Annotated in this window: 18 protein-coding genes; 9 read left to right on the top strand and 9 right to left on the bottom strand. The window is 69.3% G+C overall.

The annotated features are described in order from the left end of the window. Window positions 1–75 precede the first annotated feature (75 nt). Both grpE and dnaK read right to left on the bottom strand, forming a co-directional pair. The gene (gene grpE / locus HMPREF9062_RS02870) at window positions 76–768 is read right to left on the bottom strand and encodes a nucleotide exchange factor GrpE (protein ID WP_009748526.1); all 693 of its coding nucleotides are present in this window, start codon (window positions 766–768) and stop codon (window positions 76–78) included. Continuing rightward, window positions 765–2,621: a molecular chaperone DnaK gene (gene dnaK / locus HMPREF9062_RS02865; RefSeq protein ID WP_009748525.1), complete on the bottom strand. Its 1,857-nt coding sequence runs from the start codon at window positions 2,619–2,621 to the stop codon at window positions 765–767. Before dnaK ends, grpE begins: the two co-directional genes overlap by 4 nt. A 318-nt stretch (window positions 2,622–2,939) precedes the next feature. Here dnaK and HMPREF9062_RS13080 point away from each other — a divergent pair, with 318 nt between their 5' ends. Genes HMPREF9062_RS13080 through HMPREF9062_RS02850 form a run of 3 tightly spaced genes read left to right on the top strand, consistent with a single transcriptional unit; the run spans window position 2,940 to window position 3,860 of the window. Further along, window positions 2,940–3,296 carry a helix-turn-helix domain-containing protein gene (locus HMPREF9062_RS13080; protein ID WP_034253608.1) on the top strand — a complete coding sequence of 119 codons (357 nt, stop codon included), beginning with the start codon at window positions 2,940–2,942 and terminating at the stop codon, window positions 3,294–3,296. Further along, complete coding sequence (locus tag HMPREF9062_RS02855; protein WP_009748523.1) at window positions 3,293–3,505, top strand: hypothetical protein; 213 nt, start codon at window positions 3,293–3,295, stop codon at window positions 3,503–3,505. Before HMPREF9062_RS13080 ends, HMPREF9062_RS02855 begins: the two co-directional genes overlap by 4 nt. Then, window positions 3,492–3,860 carry a hypothetical protein gene (locus HMPREF9062_RS02850; RefSeq protein WP_009748522.1) on the top strand — a complete coding sequence of 123 codons (369 nt, stop codon included), beginning with the start codon at window positions 3,492–3,494 and terminating at the stop codon, window positions 3,858–3,860. The genes HMPREF9062_RS02855 and HMPREF9062_RS02850 overlap by 14 nt, the downstream gene beginning before the upstream one ends. Before the next feature lie 119 nt (window positions 3,861–3,979). Here the strand turns inward: HMPREF9062_RS02850 and HMPREF9062_RS13765 are convergent, their stop codons facing one another. Then, a complete protein-coding gene (locus tag HMPREF9062_RS13765) occupies window positions 3,980–4,102 on the bottom strand; it encodes a hypothetical protein (protein ID WP_291455763.1) in 123 nt (40 codons plus the stop codon). A 627-nt stretch (window positions 4,103–4,729) separates the two neighbouring features. Between HMPREF9062_RS13765 and HMPREF9062_RS02845 the strand changes: the two genes are divergently transcribed. Next, complete coding sequence (locus HMPREF9062_RS02845; RefSeq protein WP_009748520.1) at window positions 4,730–5,182, top strand: DUF523 domain-containing protein; 453 nt, start codon at window positions 4,730–4,732, stop codon at window positions 5,180–5,182. Between the two features lie 476 nt (window positions 5,183–5,658). Here HMPREF9062_RS02845 and HMPREF9062_RS02840 read toward each other — a convergent pair whose 3' ends face one another. The 3 genes from HMPREF9062_RS02840 to HMPREF9062_RS02830 all read right to left on the bottom strand — a co-directional run bounded on the left by HMPREF9062_RS02840 (window position 5,659) and on the right by HMPREF9062_RS02830 (window position 8,110). Beyond that, the gene (locus tag HMPREF9062_RS02840; RefSeq protein WP_009748519.1) at window positions 5,659–6,174 is read right to left on the bottom strand and encodes a helix-turn-helix domain-containing protein; all 516 of its coding nucleotides are present in this window, start codon (window positions 6,172–6,174) and stop codon (window positions 5,659–5,661) included. A gap of 5 nt (window positions 6,175–6,179) precedes the next feature. Further along, window positions 6,180–6,728: an isochorismatase family protein gene (locus HMPREF9062_RS02835; protein WP_034254604.1), complete on the bottom strand. Its 549-nt coding sequence runs from the start codon at window positions 6,726–6,728 to the stop codon at window positions 6,180–6,182. A gap of 377 nt (window positions 6,729–7,105) precedes the next feature. Next, complete coding sequence (locus HMPREF9062_RS02830) at window positions 7,106–8,110, bottom strand: zinc-binding alcohol dehydrogenase family protein (RefSeq protein ID WP_009748516.1); 1,005 nt, start codon at window positions 8,108–8,110, stop codon at window positions 7,106–7,108. Window positions 8,111–8,181: 71 nt separating this feature from the next. Between HMPREF9062_RS02830 and HMPREF9062_RS02825 the strand changes: the two genes are divergently transcribed. The 4 genes from HMPREF9062_RS02825 to HMPREF9062_RS02810 all read left to right on the top strand — a co-directional run bounded on the left by HMPREF9062_RS02825 (window position 8,182) and on the right by HMPREF9062_RS02810 (window position 11,493). Then, on the top strand, window positions 8,182–8,526 hold the full coding sequence (locus HMPREF9062_RS02825; protein WP_034253604.1) for a winged helix-turn-helix transcriptional regulator: 345 nt from the start codon (window positions 8,182–8,184) through the stop codon (window positions 8,524–8,526). Between the two features lie 3 nt (window positions 8,527–8,529). Then, window positions 8,530–8,802, top strand: a complete 273-nt coding sequence (locus HMPREF9062_RS02820) for a hypothetical protein (protein ID WP_009748514.1) — start codon at window positions 8,530–8,532, stop codon at window positions 8,800–8,802. Window positions 8,803–9,322: 520 nt separating this feature from the next. After that, a complete protein-coding gene (locus HMPREF9062_RS02815) occupies window positions 9,323–9,562 on the top strand; it encodes a hypothetical protein (RefSeq protein WP_034253601.1) in 240 nt (79 codons plus the stop codon). 782 nt (window positions 9,563–10,344) lie between these two features. Continuing rightward, window positions 10,345–11,493, top strand: a complete 1,149-nt coding sequence (locus HMPREF9062_RS02810; protein WP_034253599.1) for a tetratricopeptide repeat protein — start codon at window positions 10,345–10,347, stop codon at window positions 11,491–11,493. Window positions 11,494–11,524: 31 nt separating this feature from the next. Here HMPREF9062_RS02810 and HMPREF9062_RS02805 read toward each other — a convergent pair whose 3' ends face one another. Next, the gene (locus HMPREF9062_RS02805; protein ID WP_009748511.1) at window positions 11,525–12,925 is read right to left on the bottom strand and encodes a multidrug effflux MFS transporter; all 1,401 of its coding nucleotides are present in this window, start codon (window positions 12,923–12,925) and stop codon (window positions 11,525–11,527) included. A 165-nt stretch (window positions 12,926–13,090) separates the two neighbouring features. Between HMPREF9062_RS02805 and HMPREF9062_RS02800 the strand changes: the two genes are divergently transcribed. Then, on the top strand, window positions 13,091–14,479 hold the full coding sequence (locus tag HMPREF9062_RS02800; protein WP_009748510.1) for an ATP-binding protein: 1,389 nt from the start codon (window positions 13,091–13,093) through the stop codon (window positions 14,477–14,479). A 60-nt stretch (window positions 14,480–14,539) separates the two neighbouring features. On the opposite strand, the gene HMPREF9062_RS02795 is transcribed toward HMPREF9062_RS02800, so the two are convergent. Both HMPREF9062_RS02795 and HMPREF9062_RS02790 read right to left on the bottom strand, forming a co-directional pair. Beyond that, window positions 14,540–15,301 carry an ABC transporter ATP-binding protein gene (locus HMPREF9062_RS02795; protein WP_009748509.1) on the bottom strand — a complete coding sequence of 254 codons (762 nt, stop codon included), beginning with the start codon at window positions 15,299–15,301 and terminating at the stop codon, window positions 14,540–14,542. After that, window positions 15,298–16,380 carry a FecCD family ABC transporter permease gene (locus tag HMPREF9062_RS02790; RefSeq protein ID WP_009748508.1) on the bottom strand — a complete coding sequence of 361 codons (1,083 nt, stop codon included), beginning with the start codon at window positions 16,378–16,380 and terminating at the stop codon, window positions 15,298–15,300. The genes HMPREF9062_RS02795 and HMPREF9062_RS02790 overlap by 4 nt, the downstream gene beginning before the upstream one ends. Window positions 16,381–16,389: the final 9 nt, after the last annotated feature.

Raw genomic sequence — 16,389 nt, 5'->3', positions numbered from 1 at the left:
TGAGTGGTGGTCGTGGGTCTTGTTCTTTCTTCTGATGCGGCTGTGCTGCGGGCACCCCCATTACCGGCCCGGGCATCAGGTCGGGTTGACGACCTGGACACGGGCTGCTCGTACGACGCGCTCACCGAGGCGGTAGCCGGGTTGGAGCACGAGGGCGATGGACGGTTCGGACACCTCGTCCGATTCGGTGGCCATGAGGGCCTCGTGAATGGTCGGGTCGAAGGGCTCGCCCTCCTGACCGAAGCGCTCCAGACCGAACTTGTCAGCCAGGACCGCCTCGAGCTTGTCCGCAGTGGTCTCGAACGTGCCGGTCAGGTCACCGTGCTGACGGGCCAGAGCGATCTCGTCGAGCACCGGGATGAGGGCCTCGACGACGGCCGCCTGCCCGGCCTCTCGGTGCCCGGCGGCGCCTTCGCGGGAACGCCGCACGAAGCCCTGGTACTCCTGCTGAAGGTTGTACAGGTCGGCGCGAGCGCGGGCCAGGTCGTCGGCCGCCCGGGCGGCCTCGGCCCGGGCCCGGTCGAGTTCGCTCTCCCCGGCCTGCCCGGAGTCCGCAGTGTCCCCGGCGTTCCCGGAGTCCTGGACCGCACGGGCCCCGTCGTCGGCTGCGCCGGGCCCGGCCTCCCCGGTCGCCTCCGCGGAGGCGACCGGGTTGCCCGACTCGTTCAGGACGACGCCGTTGAAGGCGGACTCGATGTCGTCGGCCAGGGCCGAGTCGACCCGCTCCTCGCCGTCCGCGTCCTCGTGTCCGGTGCCTTCGGTGCTCACTTGGCGTCCTCGTCGTCGATGATCTCGGCGTCGACGATGCCGTCGTCCTCGGCCGGAGCCTCGGAGGAGGATGAGGAGGCGGAGGCCTGCGCCTGCGCGGACTGCTCGTGCTGGTAGAGGGCCTCACCGATCTTCTGAGCGACGTCGTTCAGCTTGTCCTGAGCGGCTCTGACCGGCTCGATGTCGGAACCCTCGAGCGCCTTCTTGAGCCCGTCGACGGCGGTCTGGACCTCGGAGTGGACATCCTCGGGCAGCTTGTCCTTGTTGTCCTTCAGGAGCTTCTCGATGGAGTAGGCCTGCTGCTCGGCGGTGTTGCGGGTCTCGGCGTCCTCGCGGCGCTTCTTGTCCTCCTCGGCGTGGGCCTCGGCCTCCTTGACCATGCGGTCGATGTCCTCCTTGGGCAGGGCGGAGCCGCCGGAGATGGTCATCGACTGCTCCTTGCCGGTGCCGCGGTCCTTGGCGGAGACGTGAACGATGCCGTTGGCGTCGATGTCGAAGGAGACCTCGATCTGCGGAATGCCGCGGGGAGCCGGAGCGATACCGGTCAGTTCGAAGGTCCCCAGCGGTTTGTTGTCGCGAGCGAACTCGCGTTCGCCCTGGTAGACCTGGATGAGCACGGAGGGCTGATTGTCCTCAGCGGTGGAGAAGACCTCGCTGCGTTGAGTCGGAATGGCCGTGTTGCGCTCGATGAGCTTGGTCATGACGCCGCCCTTGGTCTCGATGCCGAGGGACAGGGGCGTGACGTCGATGAGCAGAACGTCGTTGCGGTCGCCTTGGATGACGCCGGCCTGCAGGGCGGCGCCGATGGCGACGACCTCATCGGGGTTGACGCCCTTGTTGGGCTCCTTGCCGGTCAGCTCGCGCACCACCTCGGTGACGGCGGGCATGCGGGTGGAGCCGCCCACGAGGACCACGTGGTCGATGTCGGAGACCTTGACCCCGGCGTCCTTGATGACGTTGTGGAACGGGATCTTGGTGCGCTCGAGCAGGTCCGCGGTCATCTCCTGGAAGTTGGAGCGGGTGAGCTTCTCATCGAGGTGGATGGGGCCGGACTCGCTCATGGACAGGTACTGCAGGTTGATGTTCGTGGAGGTCGCGGAGGACAGCTCCTTCTTGGCCTGCTCAGCGGCGTCGCGCAGACGCTGCATGGCGATCTTGTCCTTGGACAGGTCGATGCCGTCCTTGTTCTTGACCTGCTTGACGAGCCAGTCGACGATGCGGGCGTCCCAGTCGTCGCCGCCCAGGCGGTTGTCGCCGTTGGTGGCGCGCACCTGGATGGTGGAGAAGCCGTCGTCGTCCTTGCCGACCTCGAGCAGGGAGACGTCGAAGGTACCGCCGCCCAGGTCGAAGACGAGGATGAGCTCGTCCTCCTTGCCCTTGTCCAGGCCGTAGGCCAGGGCCGCGGCGGTGGGCTCGTTGACGATGCGGTCCACGGTCAGACCCGCGATGGTGCCGGCCTCCTTGGTGGCCTGGCGCTCGGCGTCGTTGAAGTAGGCCGGGACGGTGATGACCGCATTGGTGACGGGCTCGCCCAGGTAGGCCTCGGCGTCGGTCTTCAGCTTGGCCAGGATGCGAGCGCTGATCTCCTGGGCGGTGTACTTCTTGCCGTCGATCTCGACGGACCAGTCGGTGCCCATGTGGCGCTTGACCGAGGAGATGGTGCGGTCGACGTTGGTGACCGCCTGACGCTTGGCGATCTCGCCGACGAGGATCTCGCCGGACTTGGAGAAGGCGACGACGGAGGGGGTCGTACGGCCGCCCTCGGCGTTGGGGATAATGGTGGGCTCGCCGCCCTCGAGGACGGCGATGGCGGAGTTGGTGGTACCGAGATCGATACCGACGGCGCGTGCCATATGCGGAACTCCTTGCTGCCCCTGACGGAGCGATGGTCGATGGTGAGTAGTACGCACTCAGGGTTGTGCTTGAGCTGAACTGTGTCAACTTCACACGTCGAACCCTTGAGTCTGATGAGCTCAACCTTAACGAGAGACGCGTTATTCCACAGGAGCTCGACAGCGATTATGGGCTGCGTCACGTCTAAATTCCCATCCTTCTTGGCCAAATGGCTGCGATCACCGTGTTGGTGTGGGCCGGTGAGCTGTGGGAGACTAGGGACGGGTTCCTCGGGCCAGGTCAAGCTCGCCAGTCTTGAGACGTCGCAGCGTGAGCAGGTGGAACGGGAGGCCGAGATCTACCAGCGGCTGGTGATCGGGGCCCAGGGCACGGCTCTTGAGCGTCGCTACGAGCAGGCGGCTGCCGAGCTGGGGGTGTCGCCACGCACCGTCAGGCGTCAGGTCGACCTGTGGGAGTCCCAGGGGCCGGCGGGGCTGGTGGACGACCGCCGTGTCGCGGCCCGGCCGGCGGGCCAGTTCGCCGTATGGGACGAGGCGTGCGTCGAGGTGCTCGAGTCGATGACGTACCGGTCCAATCCTCCGACGCGGCAGGTGATCCGGCTGGCCGGGGAGGAGTGCGCGCGGCGTGATCCGGACGCTCGGATCCCGTCGGCATCGACCGCTACCGCCGGGTGAAGCTGCTGTCCAAGGGATTGGACACCTTCGGGTCGGCGAAGCAGCTCCGGTCGCGGGCGGAGGCTCCTCACGGGGTCCTGGGGCGCTTGCGTGCGGACCGGCCGGGGCAGTTCGTCGAGCTGGACACGACCAGGCTGGACGTCTTCGCGCTGGATGAGGCCACGGGTCAGTGGATGAACACGGAGCTGACCCTACGTGGCGACATCTGAGTTCCTGGCGGCGTGGGACAACTGCCGCTGGGACAGGATCGCCTCGATGGTCGCGCCATCCGCCGGCGGGCCAGCGATGTCCCCCAAGCGGATCAAGGGTGACTACGCGACCGAGGAGCTCACGAGCTACCAGATCGACACCTTGGCCGAGCAGAGCGCCGCGGTTTGCCTCGTCCACGTCACGCTCACGATCAATGACGAGGTCTTCCATCCCGCACTGCGCTGGGTCTACCAGAACGAGGGCGGACAGGTACAGGTACCTGGGCTCGACGAAGGCAGCTGGAGGCTGATGTGTTGGGGGGCGCCCTGGATGAAACGCGACGTCGCCGCCGACGACGCCGAGCCCAGCGCCTGAGTTACAGGGGCGCCCTGCAGCGGGCCCCCTTCACAGGTAGGGGCGGTGTGCAGTCGAAGGCGCCAGGGCAGGCGACCTACGAGCGGAGATCGGCTCGTGTGGCCGACGCGGGTTGGCGATTAGTGCGCCTGGGTGTTCATGAGCTGGTCCCAGCCGGGCGGGTTCTCGCCAGCCATGAGGACGAACTCGGGCTCGCGCCCGCCCAGGAAGATGCCGCCGCAGACCTCGGGCTGTCCGGGCACGGGGCACACCTGCACCTTGGAGGCGCCGTACCGGACCAGCGCCTGCTCCAGGGTCTCGCCCAGGTCGATGCGCCCTTCACGGGTCCACAGAGGTGGATGATCTTGACGTCGAGGTCGGGGACCTGCGCAACGACCTCGACCCTCAGGCCCGAGGAGCCGAAGGTCTCCTCAAGATAGGAGGCGACCTGCCTGGTGCGGTAGCCGACAGGGTCTCGTATTGAACAGGGACTGTGGTCGTGTATCGCACGGCGCGTAGTGGGGTGCCCAAAAACGGTCGATATCGGACGCTGGCTTGGATTCGTGGGATTCTCACGAGGTTCCCGGGCGTGGAGGGCGGAGAAGTATGGGTCCTCGGACGTCACACCACGGATCTGCCAATGGGCGAGCGTTGCCTCAAGACGTCCGGTGCCCACTAGCACCCTCAACGGTGGATTGGAGGAGATCGACCACGTAGGAAACGGCCGCGCTCCTGCGGTTGATCAACGCCCCCGATCAAGTACACCTAGAGCCAGCTCATCAACACACGTGCCTGCTCTCTTGGAAGAACCGGGACGCGGTGCGCCCCGTGGCGTCGCGACAGTTCCCGCCGCACCCTCGGCGTCGCCCGCGCCGTGGGACACTCGCTGGGTGAGCACCCCCGCGCCCGTGATCGTTTCCGCCTGCCTGGCCGGCATCCCTTGCCGCTACGACGGCGCCGCGAAGCCTCATCCCGAGGTCGTCGCCGCCGTCGCCCAGGGACGCGCCGTCCCCCTGTGCGCCGAGGTCCTCGGTGGGCTCCCCACGCCCCGGCCGCCGGCGGAGATCGAGCCGGGAGCGGACGGCGCTGACGTCCTGGCCGGCCGAGCACGAGTGCTCACCGACACCGGTGAGGACGTGACCGCGGCCTTCGTTAACGGCGCCGCAGCCGTCGCCCGGCGGGCGGTCGAACTCGGGGCGAGGCGCGCTGTCCTCAAGGACCTCAGTCCCTCCTGCGGCGCGGGCCGTGTCTACGACGGCACCTTCTCCGGGACCGTACGGGAGGGTGACGGCGTCGTCGCGGCCGCGCTGAGCGAAGCGGGACTCGACGTCGGGGCCCGCTGAGCCCCAGTCACCGGTCACGCACTCAAAGGGACGCCTTCTCCCCGACTGCGGGGAAGATCACGTCGTCGACACCCTTACATCGGGGCGACCCCAGCACGGCCCGTGCCACGGCGAGACCGTCGTCGTTGACGAGCCCGTCATGGACGGCGATGACACGGCGCGGCCGGACGCGTTGGACGTAGGCGATGTGGTCCGTCGCCCGGATCCAGGGAGCGTCGATCGGGATGACGAGGGTGTCGATGGGTGCAGAGATGTCCGGGTGCTCGTCACCGGTGATGAGGACGGACCCGTTGACCAGATAGGCCCGGTTCTCCGGGCCGACGAGCTGGTCTCAACGGTTGCGCAGCGCATGCACGATGCCCTGACCACGTCCGAGCGATACGTCTTGCGTGAACCTGCTGACGTGCTCCCGGCACGCCGCTTCGCGTCTGGAGTGCCCCCCGGGCGCGTCGCCGCGGCGGCCGTCACGGGGCTGGTCAGTCACGGTGCCTTAGGGAGCGAGCGTCGGCGTAGCCCACGGCTCGGGCGGCGGCCTGCCAGGTCCAGCCGCGGTCGTGGAGGGCGGTGGCGTGTTCGCGGCGGGCGGCAGTGACGTAGGCCTGTGAGGTCAGGCCGGTGGCCGCCTTGAAGTGGCGGGCGAGGGTGCGGCCGGCCATACCGAGTCGACGGCCGAGCTCGTCGAGGGTGAGTGGTGGGTTGGTGGGGTCGTCGAGGATCCCGGCCCGGGCCAGCAGCAGCGCACCGGCGCAGATGCTCGCGACGTGCCCGCCGCAGGCCCAGTGCGCCGCGACATGGCCGAGCATCTGGTCGTTGAGGGGGTCGGGGACGACCTGGTTCCAGCCGGGCACCACGACCAGGTCATGCGGTTCAAGAGCGGGCCAGGTGGTGTTAGCGACCAGGGGCAGGCCCTGGTGGGTGGGGGTCAGGGGCTGGTCGGCGACGTAGTCGACCCGGTAGCCGCCATCGGTGAGTTCGGCGGCGCAGGTGATCACGGGTCTCAGCCTTGCACGACCTGGTCGATGGTGGTGATCGTCGCGAACCGTCCGGCCAGTGCGGCCAGGGTGCGCTGCGTGACCTGGTCGGCGGATAGCACGCCGGTGCCGTCCGCGAAGGGCAGGGGATGGGTGGCGCAGGCGTCGGCGACGAGCTCCACGTCATAGCCCGTATCGCTGGCCAGACGGGTGGTGGTCTCGACGCACTGCTCGGTGCGGATCCCGCAGATCCGGAGCCGGGTGATGCCGCGACGGCGCAGTTGCTGGTCGAGGTTGGTGGTGGTGAACGCGTTGTGGCTGGTCTTGGTCACCTGGATGTCACCCTCGGATGCTTCGAGGCCGGGCTGCAGGACGCACAGCCCGCCGTCGGGGTCGAACGGCGATCCGGTGCCGGGCGAGTGGTGGAGCACCCAGGCCACCAGTTCGCCGCGGGCGCGGGCCGCCTCGATCAGGTGCTGGGTGCGGGTGACGATGTCGGGCAGGGAGATGTCGGCCCACGAGGGCTGTAGGCGGAACGAGTCCTGGACGTCGATCACGACGAGTGCGGTGTTCATGCCGTCAAGGCTCTCGTGCGTCCAGGGCTCATAGCGAGGGATTCCCAGGCCACCCATCGGAACGATCAGGACACCGCCCTGTTTCCTCCCCTCGACGGGGCATGCCCCGCGGCGCCGATCGGTCCACGAGGCACGACCCGCACGAGATTCCCGTCCGGGTGGGCTACGACGAAACTACGACCGGAGACACCGTCGTTGGGGCTTCGACCACGCACGCGTTCTGAAGGGCGGTCCCGTGCAGCAAGCCTCGATCAATGTGCCCGGTCAGTACATGCAAGCTTCGAACCACGCAGTATCAACTGCTCCATGATGAACTCCGTCGAGTTGCCTACATGTGAGGCACCGATCGTGCTAGTCAGGGCGAGTCCCGCGCCGGCTCACCACCCGTGCAGGACGACCTTGCCTGCGAGGTGCCCAGTCTCGACGGCCTCGTGGGCGCGCACGAGGTTGGCGACGTTGATCGGGGTGAGCTCGGCTTCGATGACGGGGTGCAGACGACCAGCGTCGACAAGCTCAGCGACAGCGTCGAGGAGTTCGTGCTGGGCCACCATGTCGCAGGCGTGGTGCAGGGAGCGCGCGAACATGAACTCCCAGTGCCAGGAGATCGCCCGGCTCTTCAGCGGCGCCACGTCGCGGGAGCCGTCGTCGATGGCGACGACGCGGCCGAAGGGGGCGACGATCTGGCCGTACAGCGCCACCTGCCCCTCGGAGTAGGCGGTGAAGAGCCAGTCGACGCCGTCGGGCGCGATCGCACGAACCTGCCTCTCAAGGTCCCCGTGGTGGTTGACGACGTGGGCGGCGCCGAGGCTCCTGATGAGCTCGGCACGCTCTGGACCAGAGGCGGTGGCGATAACCTCGACGCCGGGCACGAGAGCCGCGGCGAGCTGCGTCATGGCGATGCCGACGCCGCCGGTGGCGCCGACGATGAGGAGTCGTCCCGAGGAGTCGGAAGTGAGTCCCAGGTGGTCGAAGAGAGCCTCCCAGGCGGTGATCACCGTCAGGGGCAGGGCGGCGGCCTGGGCCATGGTGAGGGTCGTCGGCTTGCGGCCGACGAGCCGCTCGTCGACGGCCTGAAGTCGCTGGTTGGTTCCGGGGCGGTTGATGGCGCCAGCGTAGTAGACCTCATCGCCGACCGCGAAGAGGGTGACGGCCTCGCCCACGGCACGGACGGTGCCCGCGGCGTCGAAGCCGAGGACGCGCAGCCCATCCGGCACGGCCCCAGCGCGGAGCTTGACGTCAACGGGGTTGACGGAGACGGCCTCGACCTCGACGAGGAGGTCGTGGGGCCGCAGCTCGGGGACGGGGACGTCCTCGGTGAGGAGGCAGTCGGGGTCGGTGACGGGTAGAGCGCGGCGGTAGCCGATGGCGGTCGTGGTGCTCATGGGCCCACGGTCCCCTACGGAGCGTGGTTTCCTGCAAGGACCCTTACTTCCCGTTGGGTACCATCGGTACTGTGACTGCGACTGCCTCCTCGTGTGACCGCAATGACGTCTACGCGGCGATGTGCCCATGCCGAGACATGCTCGACCTGCTCGCCCAACGCTGGACGGCCCTGGTGATCGGCACGCTCGAAGAGGGGCCGCAGCGCTTCGGGAGGATCCGGGACCGGCTCGAGGGCGTCAGCCCCAAGGTCCTCACCCAGACTCTGCGTCGCCTGGAGGACAAGGGGCTGCTCACGCGAACCGTCTATGCGGAGGTGCCCGCGCGCGTCGAGTACGAGCTCACCAACCTGGGCCGCAGCGCAGCGGTACCCCTGCGGTCGCTGCGCACCTGGGCCGAGGAGAACACGCCCGCCTGATCCGTGCGCTCAGACGCCGAGGTCCTCGCCGAGGTGGCCGACCCCGCGGGCCACTCGCACGGCGCGGGTGTCGCCGACCCTCACGAGGGAGCCGGTCTGGAGGAGGCCGGTTGTGATCGCGGCACCGAGCTCGCCGCCGAGGTGGAACCTGCGCTCGGTGGAGTCCAGGCACGGGCGCCCGTGGAGGCCCTGGAGGTCTGGTCGAAGAAGAGCCAGTCCTTGCGATTAGGCGTGCGCGGGGCGACCCCCTCACCGGGGTGGATCAGTGTCTCCTGACCGTTTCGGCGCACCCGTACCTTGATGGCGGAGGTGCCTGGCATCATGTCTGCGATCATCTCGGCGGACGAGGCGTCCGACGACTTCCGCTGCCACGACTCGGCTTCTTGCCAGATTCTGTCGTAACTGTGCTCCGCGGTCGGAAGGACACGAGCTTGACCGCCACTCGGCGGGGCGAAGGTCGGCAGGAGGACTGCTGAGGTGTGCTGCATGCGGTCAGTATTCCGCCAGCCCGCGACCCGAATTCTTTGGTACTCGATTCTTTGGTACTCGAGATTCGTGTCGGTAGGCCAGCGTAGAACGGTGCCATGGGCGCACGAGGAGTCAGGACGAAGCCTGTTCGGGTCCGAGGGCTGTTGCTGGAGCCGCCGGACGGGGGTGGGCCGCGGGAGGTCTACGTCAACGATGACGACGACTGGGAGGTGTTCTACCGGCACCCCAAGGTCAAGGTCGCCTGCCTTGAACCGGATTGCCCCAGCCTGCTGACCGCAGGGCCGGCGCGCGCGACACGATCTGGCTCGTGCCCGGAGAGCTCGACCAGAAGCGGGCCTTCCAGTCCGCGATCAGCCACGGCGCCATGTACCTCAACGTCGTCGACAGGGAGAACTCATTTGCTCGTTTGACGCCGTGGGAGCACCACGAGCAGAACAAGGATGCTGTGCTCCACGTCAGCGGGTCGATCGTCGCGTACGACAACGAGCTCAGGCGTCTCACGCAAGGCCCCACCGGCGGCTGCGAGCACCGACGCGCCCGCACCTGAAGCCTCTGCCCCTTCGCCGGAGGCCCCGGTCGCGATGGAGCAGCCCCCGACCACAGGGCTCGCTCACCCTGAACCCCAGGATCACGACAGCCCGCGGCTCGAGCCCACAACGAGTGACGTGAAGGTCAATCCGTCTGGGATCGCGTTGTCGCCTGGCTCCGGGGACTGTGACCGCATGGCCCACCTCCGCCCCAGGCCCCGTCCAGCCCCCTCGGGGGATCGTTGACTGCGACCTGCGCAGGCGGTGTCATGTCTAGCAGCCCGCTCCGAGGAAAGGCGCGACCAAGCACCGTTTGCACACACCGTGCACACAAACCGCGGGTTTCTTGCCAATTTGAGCGAGAAACGAACCGTGGGCAGGAAGGAGAACATGCAGGTCAGAGCCGTGGACGTCTGGCAGGTTGGGCGAGAACCTACAACGATCCGCCGCCCCGGCGCGACGCGCACCGCGCGTCTCCCACCCAGAGGGCGCGGGCGGGCGCGAAGCCCCGCACGAGGACCAGCGGTTCCGCAGCCAGGCGCGGCCGACGGCGCCTGACCGCTCGGCGAGTGCCTGCGCATCGCCGGCCCGCCCCTCCTCCCGAAACGCCCGCCGCACTCACCCCCTCCTCCACCGGCTGTCCCGGCCCTTCGCGAAGCACCGCGGCTGGCACCCGTGCCCGCGCCGTGATCTACTGCGGCTGACCTCGCGTCGCGCCGCCGTCGGGGCGGACTACGCCCCCGCGAGCCCCGCCGCGGGGCCCGCCGTACGAATGAACCAGCATGAGGAAGGCGCGACCGCAGTGAGCACTAACGCCTACGGCGACCCGGGGGACCAGGCCTACGAACGCACCTACGGGCGGGCCTGCGCCCTGATCGAGGCGAACCGTCCCGATCAGGCGATCGGCCTATTCTCCGGGCTCCTGGCCCACTACCCGGACCAGGCGGGCCCCGTCCGCCTCGGGCTCGCTCGAGCCCATGCCTGCGCCGCGCGCCCCTCCGAGGCCCTCGCCGAGGCGCGCGCCGCCGTCGCCGCCATGCCCCAGAACGCGGATGCTCAATTCCTGCTCGGCAGCCTGCTCAATCAGGCGGAGGACCAAGCGGGTGCCGAGCGCTCTCTGCGCGCCGCCCTGGCTCTCGACCCCGAGCACGTCCTCAGCTCCTGCGCACTCGTCGACCTGCTCGTCAAGCAGGACCGCTGCGCCCAGGCCTTTCCACTGGCGCAGCTGGCGATCCGCCTGGCACCGCAGGAGCCGGACAGCCATATCGCCATGGGACGCGTTTACGAGGAGATCGATCCCCGAATCGCGCGACGCGCCTACAAGAAAGCGGTTCAACTCGACCCGGAGAGCCCGACGGCGTCCATGGAACTCGCCACTTTCGATTTCAACCACGGCAGCAAGTCCGGCATCGTGCGGGCGGTGGCCCGCGCTGTCGCCTGGAGGCCGCAGAATCAGGTGGCTCGACCGCTCGTCGACCTCACACTCATCGTCCTCACACTCTCCCTGGGCAAGATCCACGGCTCGTGCCTCGCCCTGACGATCCTGGTCCAGCTCGTCTTGTGGTGGTTCGGCGCCCCCGCCCGGCTCTGCCTCGCCCCGGCGGTCCCGGCCCTGATCTCGGCTCTGCTGCTGTCATGGGTGATCTGCCGCCCGGTGAGGACGAATCTTCCCGACGGCGGGCGCCCGGCCATGCGGTCCTTCCTCCGACGTCACCGCCGCTTGGCCTCCGCTGCGGCACTCGTCGCACTGACGTGGCTCGCAGCCCTCATCCTGCCACTGATGGTTCCGACGACGGCCGCTGTGATGACGGCGGTCCTCGCCGGGGTCGTGGCCTGCACGGTCCTCGTCGCCATCGCCCGGACCATCGAGGCCACGGCGGACGACATCGAACGGGCGGAGCAGGCGGCCAGAGGGATGCAGTCCGAGCAGGAGGCGCCGCGCCCCATGTGAGGTCGGCTCTGAGGACATCCCCCGACGCCGATCATCGCCCCAGGCGGCGCCTCCGGCGTTCGGCTTCCTCAGGCAAACGCTCCTCCCCCTTGTCCCCCTTGCCGCGCAGGCCGAAGGCGGCCAGAACGTTGGCGATCACGCCGAGCCCCACGATGACGACGCCGAAAGCCGCACCATTCGCCTCACCGGTCAATCCGACCAGCGGGCTGACCAGCCCGCCGACGACGAACTGAATGAAGCCTAGCAGCGCGCTGCCCGTCCCGGCCCAGCGGCCGGTGCGGTCCAGAGCGAGCGCGGGCACGTTGCCCATCAGCGGACCGAGGCAGGCCACGTGCACGAGGAAGAGGGCGATCACGCCGACGAGCAGCGGCGCTCGCCCGGCGCCGTCGACGGGACCGCGCAGCCGGATCAGGCAGACGGCGGCGAAGACCACGTCGACGGCGAGCACCGCGAGCAGCCCGGCACGCACCTGCCGAACCTGTGGGAAACGGCGGGCGAGGGAGGCGGACACTGAGACCATGACCGTCACCGTCGCCCCGCACAGGCCGAAAACGCCCGTGTAGGCCGCCGTCCCCATTCCCAGCACATTGCGCAGCACGAAGGGCGCGGCCGACAAGTAGGACATGAGAAGGCCGAAGGCGAGAGCGTTAATGACCAGCAATCGCACGAGGACGCGGTCGCGCACCAGCTCGCGCGTGCCATCGATGAGGAGCCTCAGACCGCCGTCACGGCGATGCGCAGCAGGCAGGGACTCGGGCACCCAGAAGGCGACCATGAGGACCAGCACCCCGGTGAAGGCGGCGACGACCCCGAGGATCCCGCGCCAGCCGATCGGCTCGACGAGGAGACCGCCGAGAATGGGGGCGGCCACCGGTGCGATGCCCTGGATCGCCATGACGAGGCTGAGGGCCTGGGTGGCGGTGATGCCGCGGGAGCGGTCGGCGATGACGGCGCGACCGAGCACCATGCCGGCGGCCCCGCCGAGCCCCTGGAAGAAACGGGCGATGAGCAGGAGCGGAAGGGCCGGCGCCACGGCGGAGCAGATGCTCGCCACGAAGGCGAGCACGCTGCCCCACAGCAGGAGCGGGCGCCGGCCGGCGCGATCCGACAGAACGCCGATGCTCAGCTGGCCGAGCGCCACCCCCGCGAGGAAGGTCGTCATCGTCAGTTGGACGCTGGAGGCGGACACGCGCAGGTCCTCCGCCATCTGGGCGAAGGCCGGCAGGTAGGTGTCGGTCGCCAGGGGCGCGACGGCCGCGAGCGCCGCCAGGGAGATGAGGAGCGTCGTGGAGAAGGTCCGTCGCAGACCGGCGTCGGGAGCGGATCCGACGGGCTTCGCAGCGGGATCGGCGGAAGGGTCGGCGTCGGAGCTCCGACTGGTCGCTCCCTCCCCGCAGTCGGGGACGGCTCCGGCAGAAGAAGGTGTGGCCATGCCTTGAGGTTATGGACGGCGGCGTCGTGAGCGCATACGCCGAACGGCGTGAGATCCTGCACGATCGGACGCCGCCGGGGCCGTACCGGTCGCCTCCCCGTTCACTGCCCCGACCGCCGTCTCGCACCCCCGACCGTTCCCTTCTCTTCTCTATAGACTGGCGCGGTGAGCGATCCTCTTATCGACTCCCTGTCCCGGGCCGTGGAGGCGGCCCCCGACGATGTCCGCCTGCGCACGCACCTGGCCGGGCTGCTCGTGTCCGCCGGTCGCGGCCCGGAGGCGGTGACGCACTGCGCGATCGCCCTCCAGCATGACCCCGCCGACGAGGACGCTCGCGCTCTCATGTCCCGGGCTCTGATGAAGCCGGATCCGGCCCCCGAGCGGGGGTGCCCGGAGGATGGCGCGGCCGATGGCGCACCCGCGCCGTCGGAGCCCGAGACGCCCGCAGCATCCGGGCGGGCGCAGAATGCGGACGCCTCGCCGGGAGAACCCGATGACGCGCCGTCGCAGTCGCCGGCCGCCTCCGAGCGGACGCCGCCGGTCGACTTCGACTGGCATCAGGCCGAGAAGGACCTGGACATCGGCCCGGCCGCCCCCTTCGAGCCGGGCGGAGAGATCGGCGCCCGACCTGTTCCCGTGCCGGTCAACCCCGATAAGAGCGGCGACCCGACGGACTGGGACGTGGAGACGGCCGATGTCACGCTGGCCGATGTCGGCGGCATGAGCAACGTCAAGGATCGTCTGCTCGCCTCCTTCCTGGCCCCGATGCGCAACCCCGAGTTGCGCCGCCTGTACGGCAAGAGCCTGCGCGGCGGGCTTCTTCTGTATGGGCCGCCCGGCACGGGAAAGACCTTCATCGCCCGTGCCGTCGCCGGGGAGATGGGCGCCGGGTTCCTCAGCGTCTCCATCACCGACATTCTCGACCCCTACATCGGCAAGTCGGAGATCAACCTCCACAACATCTTCCAGCAGGCCCGCGATCACAGCCCTTGCGTGCTCTTCCTCGACGAGCTCGACGCCATCGGCCTCAAGCGCTCGATGATGACCTACAGCGCCGGTCTGCGCGGTGTGGTCAACCAGCTCCTGGAGGAGCTCGACGGCATCGGCGCGGACAATGAGGGCGTCTATCTCCTGGCGGCCACGAACGCCCCCTGGGACATCGACCCCGCGCTGCGCAGGCCCGGGCGACTCGACCGGGCTATTCTTGTCCTCCCGCCCGACGAGCCGGCGCGTACCGCCATCCTGCACACGCACCTGCGCGATCGTCCCGTGGAGGGGATCGACCTGCGGGGCCTGGCCCGCGCCACCGAGGGGCTGACCGGGGCGGACCTGTCGCATCTGTGCGACAGCGCGGCGGAGAAGGCGCTCATGGACTCGGTGCGCACCGGCGCGCCGCGCATGATCACCATGGTGGACATGCGCGCAGCGCTGCGGGAGATCCGCCCTTCGACGGGCCCGTGGTTCGACACGGCGCGCAATGTCGTCGAGTACGCGGACACCTCCGGTGAGTACGCCGAACTGCGCGCGTGGATGAAGGAGCACAAGCTCTTGTGACGCGTCCTCGCCCGCCCCTCGCCGGGATCGGCATTCTCATCGTCACCCTCGCCCGCGTTGTCACTGTCGGCGCTGCTCGGTCTCGGGGGCCACCATGACGTGCTCGCCGTCGGGGACGATGCGCACCCGTACGCCGTAGACCCTGTCGATGACGTCGGGGCGCAGGACCCCGGCGGGCGGTCCCTCGGCTCGGACCCGTCCGTCGCCGAGGACGGCCAGGCGGTCGCAAAAGCGGGCGGCCAGGTTGAGGTCGTGCAGGGCGACGACGGCGAGGCGATCGGTGTCGCGATGGCAGATGCGCCGCACGTGGGAGAGCACCGCCACCTGGCGGCGCAGGTCGAGGGCCGATGTGGGCTCATCCAGCAGGAGGAGCGTCGGTTCGCGCACCAGGGTCTGGGCCAGGGCCACGAGCTGGCGCTGACCACCGGAGAGCTGCCCGAGAGGCCGATCGGCCAGGTCGGCGACCCCGATCTCGTCGAGGGCGCCCCAGGCCGAGTCGATATCGGCTCGGCTGGTGTGCCAGGCCACTCCGCGCCTGGAGGCGGTCAGCACCGATTCCAGAGCCGTCAGGGCGGCGTCGCCGGGCAGACCCTGGGGCATGTAGCCGATCATCTCGCGCAGATCGCGCCCGGTGCGGTCGGCGAAGCTCACCGTCCCGGTGTAGCGGCGCAGTTGGGCGATGCAGGTCACCAGAGTGGATTTGCCGGCTCCATTGGGTCCCAGGAGCCCCACCATTTGACCGGTGTCCCACCGGGTGTCCACGCCCTCCAGCACGGTCCGCTTGCCGTAGGCGAAGTGCAGGTCCTTCAGATCCAGACTCATGATCCGCTCCTCGCCGCGGAGCGCCGCCGTCCGAAGATGATGAGCAGGAACACCGGCACTCCCACCAGGGCGGTGAGGATGCCGACGGGTACGGAAACCCCCGGGATGATCACCTGGCTGATGGCGTGGGCGGAGGTCAGCAGCGCGGCCCCGGCCAGAATGGAGGCGGGGACCAGGAACCGCTGGTCCTCCCCCACCAGGCCCCGGGCCATGTGCGGACCCACCAGGCCCACGAAGCCGATGATCCCCACGAAGGCCACGGACAGTGCAGCCAGCAGGGACACGCCCACCAGGCTCCACGAGCGCAGACGCGAGACATTGATGCCCATGGCGGCGGCTCGCGCCTCCCCCAGACTGATCGCGGTCAGACGCCAGCCGTTGATCCAGAACACGGGGGTGGCCGCCACCAGCGCCACTGCTGCGGCGCCGACCGCCGGCCAGGTGGCGCGCATGAGGGAGCCCATGGACCAGAAGACGATCTGCTGCAGACTCTCGGTGGAGGCCCGGTACTGCACGAGGGCCAGCAGGGCCTGGCAGCTGAAGACCAGCGCGATACCCAGGAGAATGGTGGTCTCCTTGGTGACCGAGGGCAGACGCGAGATCAGCGCGATGGACAGGGAGGCTGCCAGTCCGGTCGTCATGGCGGCCACTGCCAGGGTGGCCCCGGGTGCGATGGGCAGCGCCAGCCCCGTCACGATCGCCACCGCCGCGCCGAGGGCCGACGCGGCGGAGATGCCCAGGGTGAAGGGCTCGGCCAGGGGGTTGTCCAAGATGGTCTGCATCTGCACGCCCGCCAGGGACAGAGCCCCTCCCACCAGAACCGCCAGGAGCGCCGGCGGCAGGCGCAGGTTGACGACCACGTCGGCGATCCGGGGGTCGTAGCCGGGCTGGATCAGCGCGGAGAGCACCTGGCCGGGGGTGAATCTCAACGACCCCACCATGAGGGCGGCTATGAAGACCACGAGGAGCAGCGCCGTCAGGCCGAGCAGCACGGCCGCGCGCCGCACCGTGCGACGACGATAGGAGGCGTAGGCGGCCTCGCCCCCCGCTGGTCCCGCCGCCCCGTCCTCACCCGTCATCGGACGTCC

This window comes from Actinomyces sp. oral taxon 448 str. F0400, assembly GCF_000220835.1.
GTDB lineage: Bacteria > Actinomycetota > Actinomycetes > Actinomycetales > Actinomycetaceae > Actinomyces.
The sequence above is the reverse complement of the archived record's forward strand: the minus strand, read 5'-3'. Positions and strand labels throughout refer to the sequence as shown.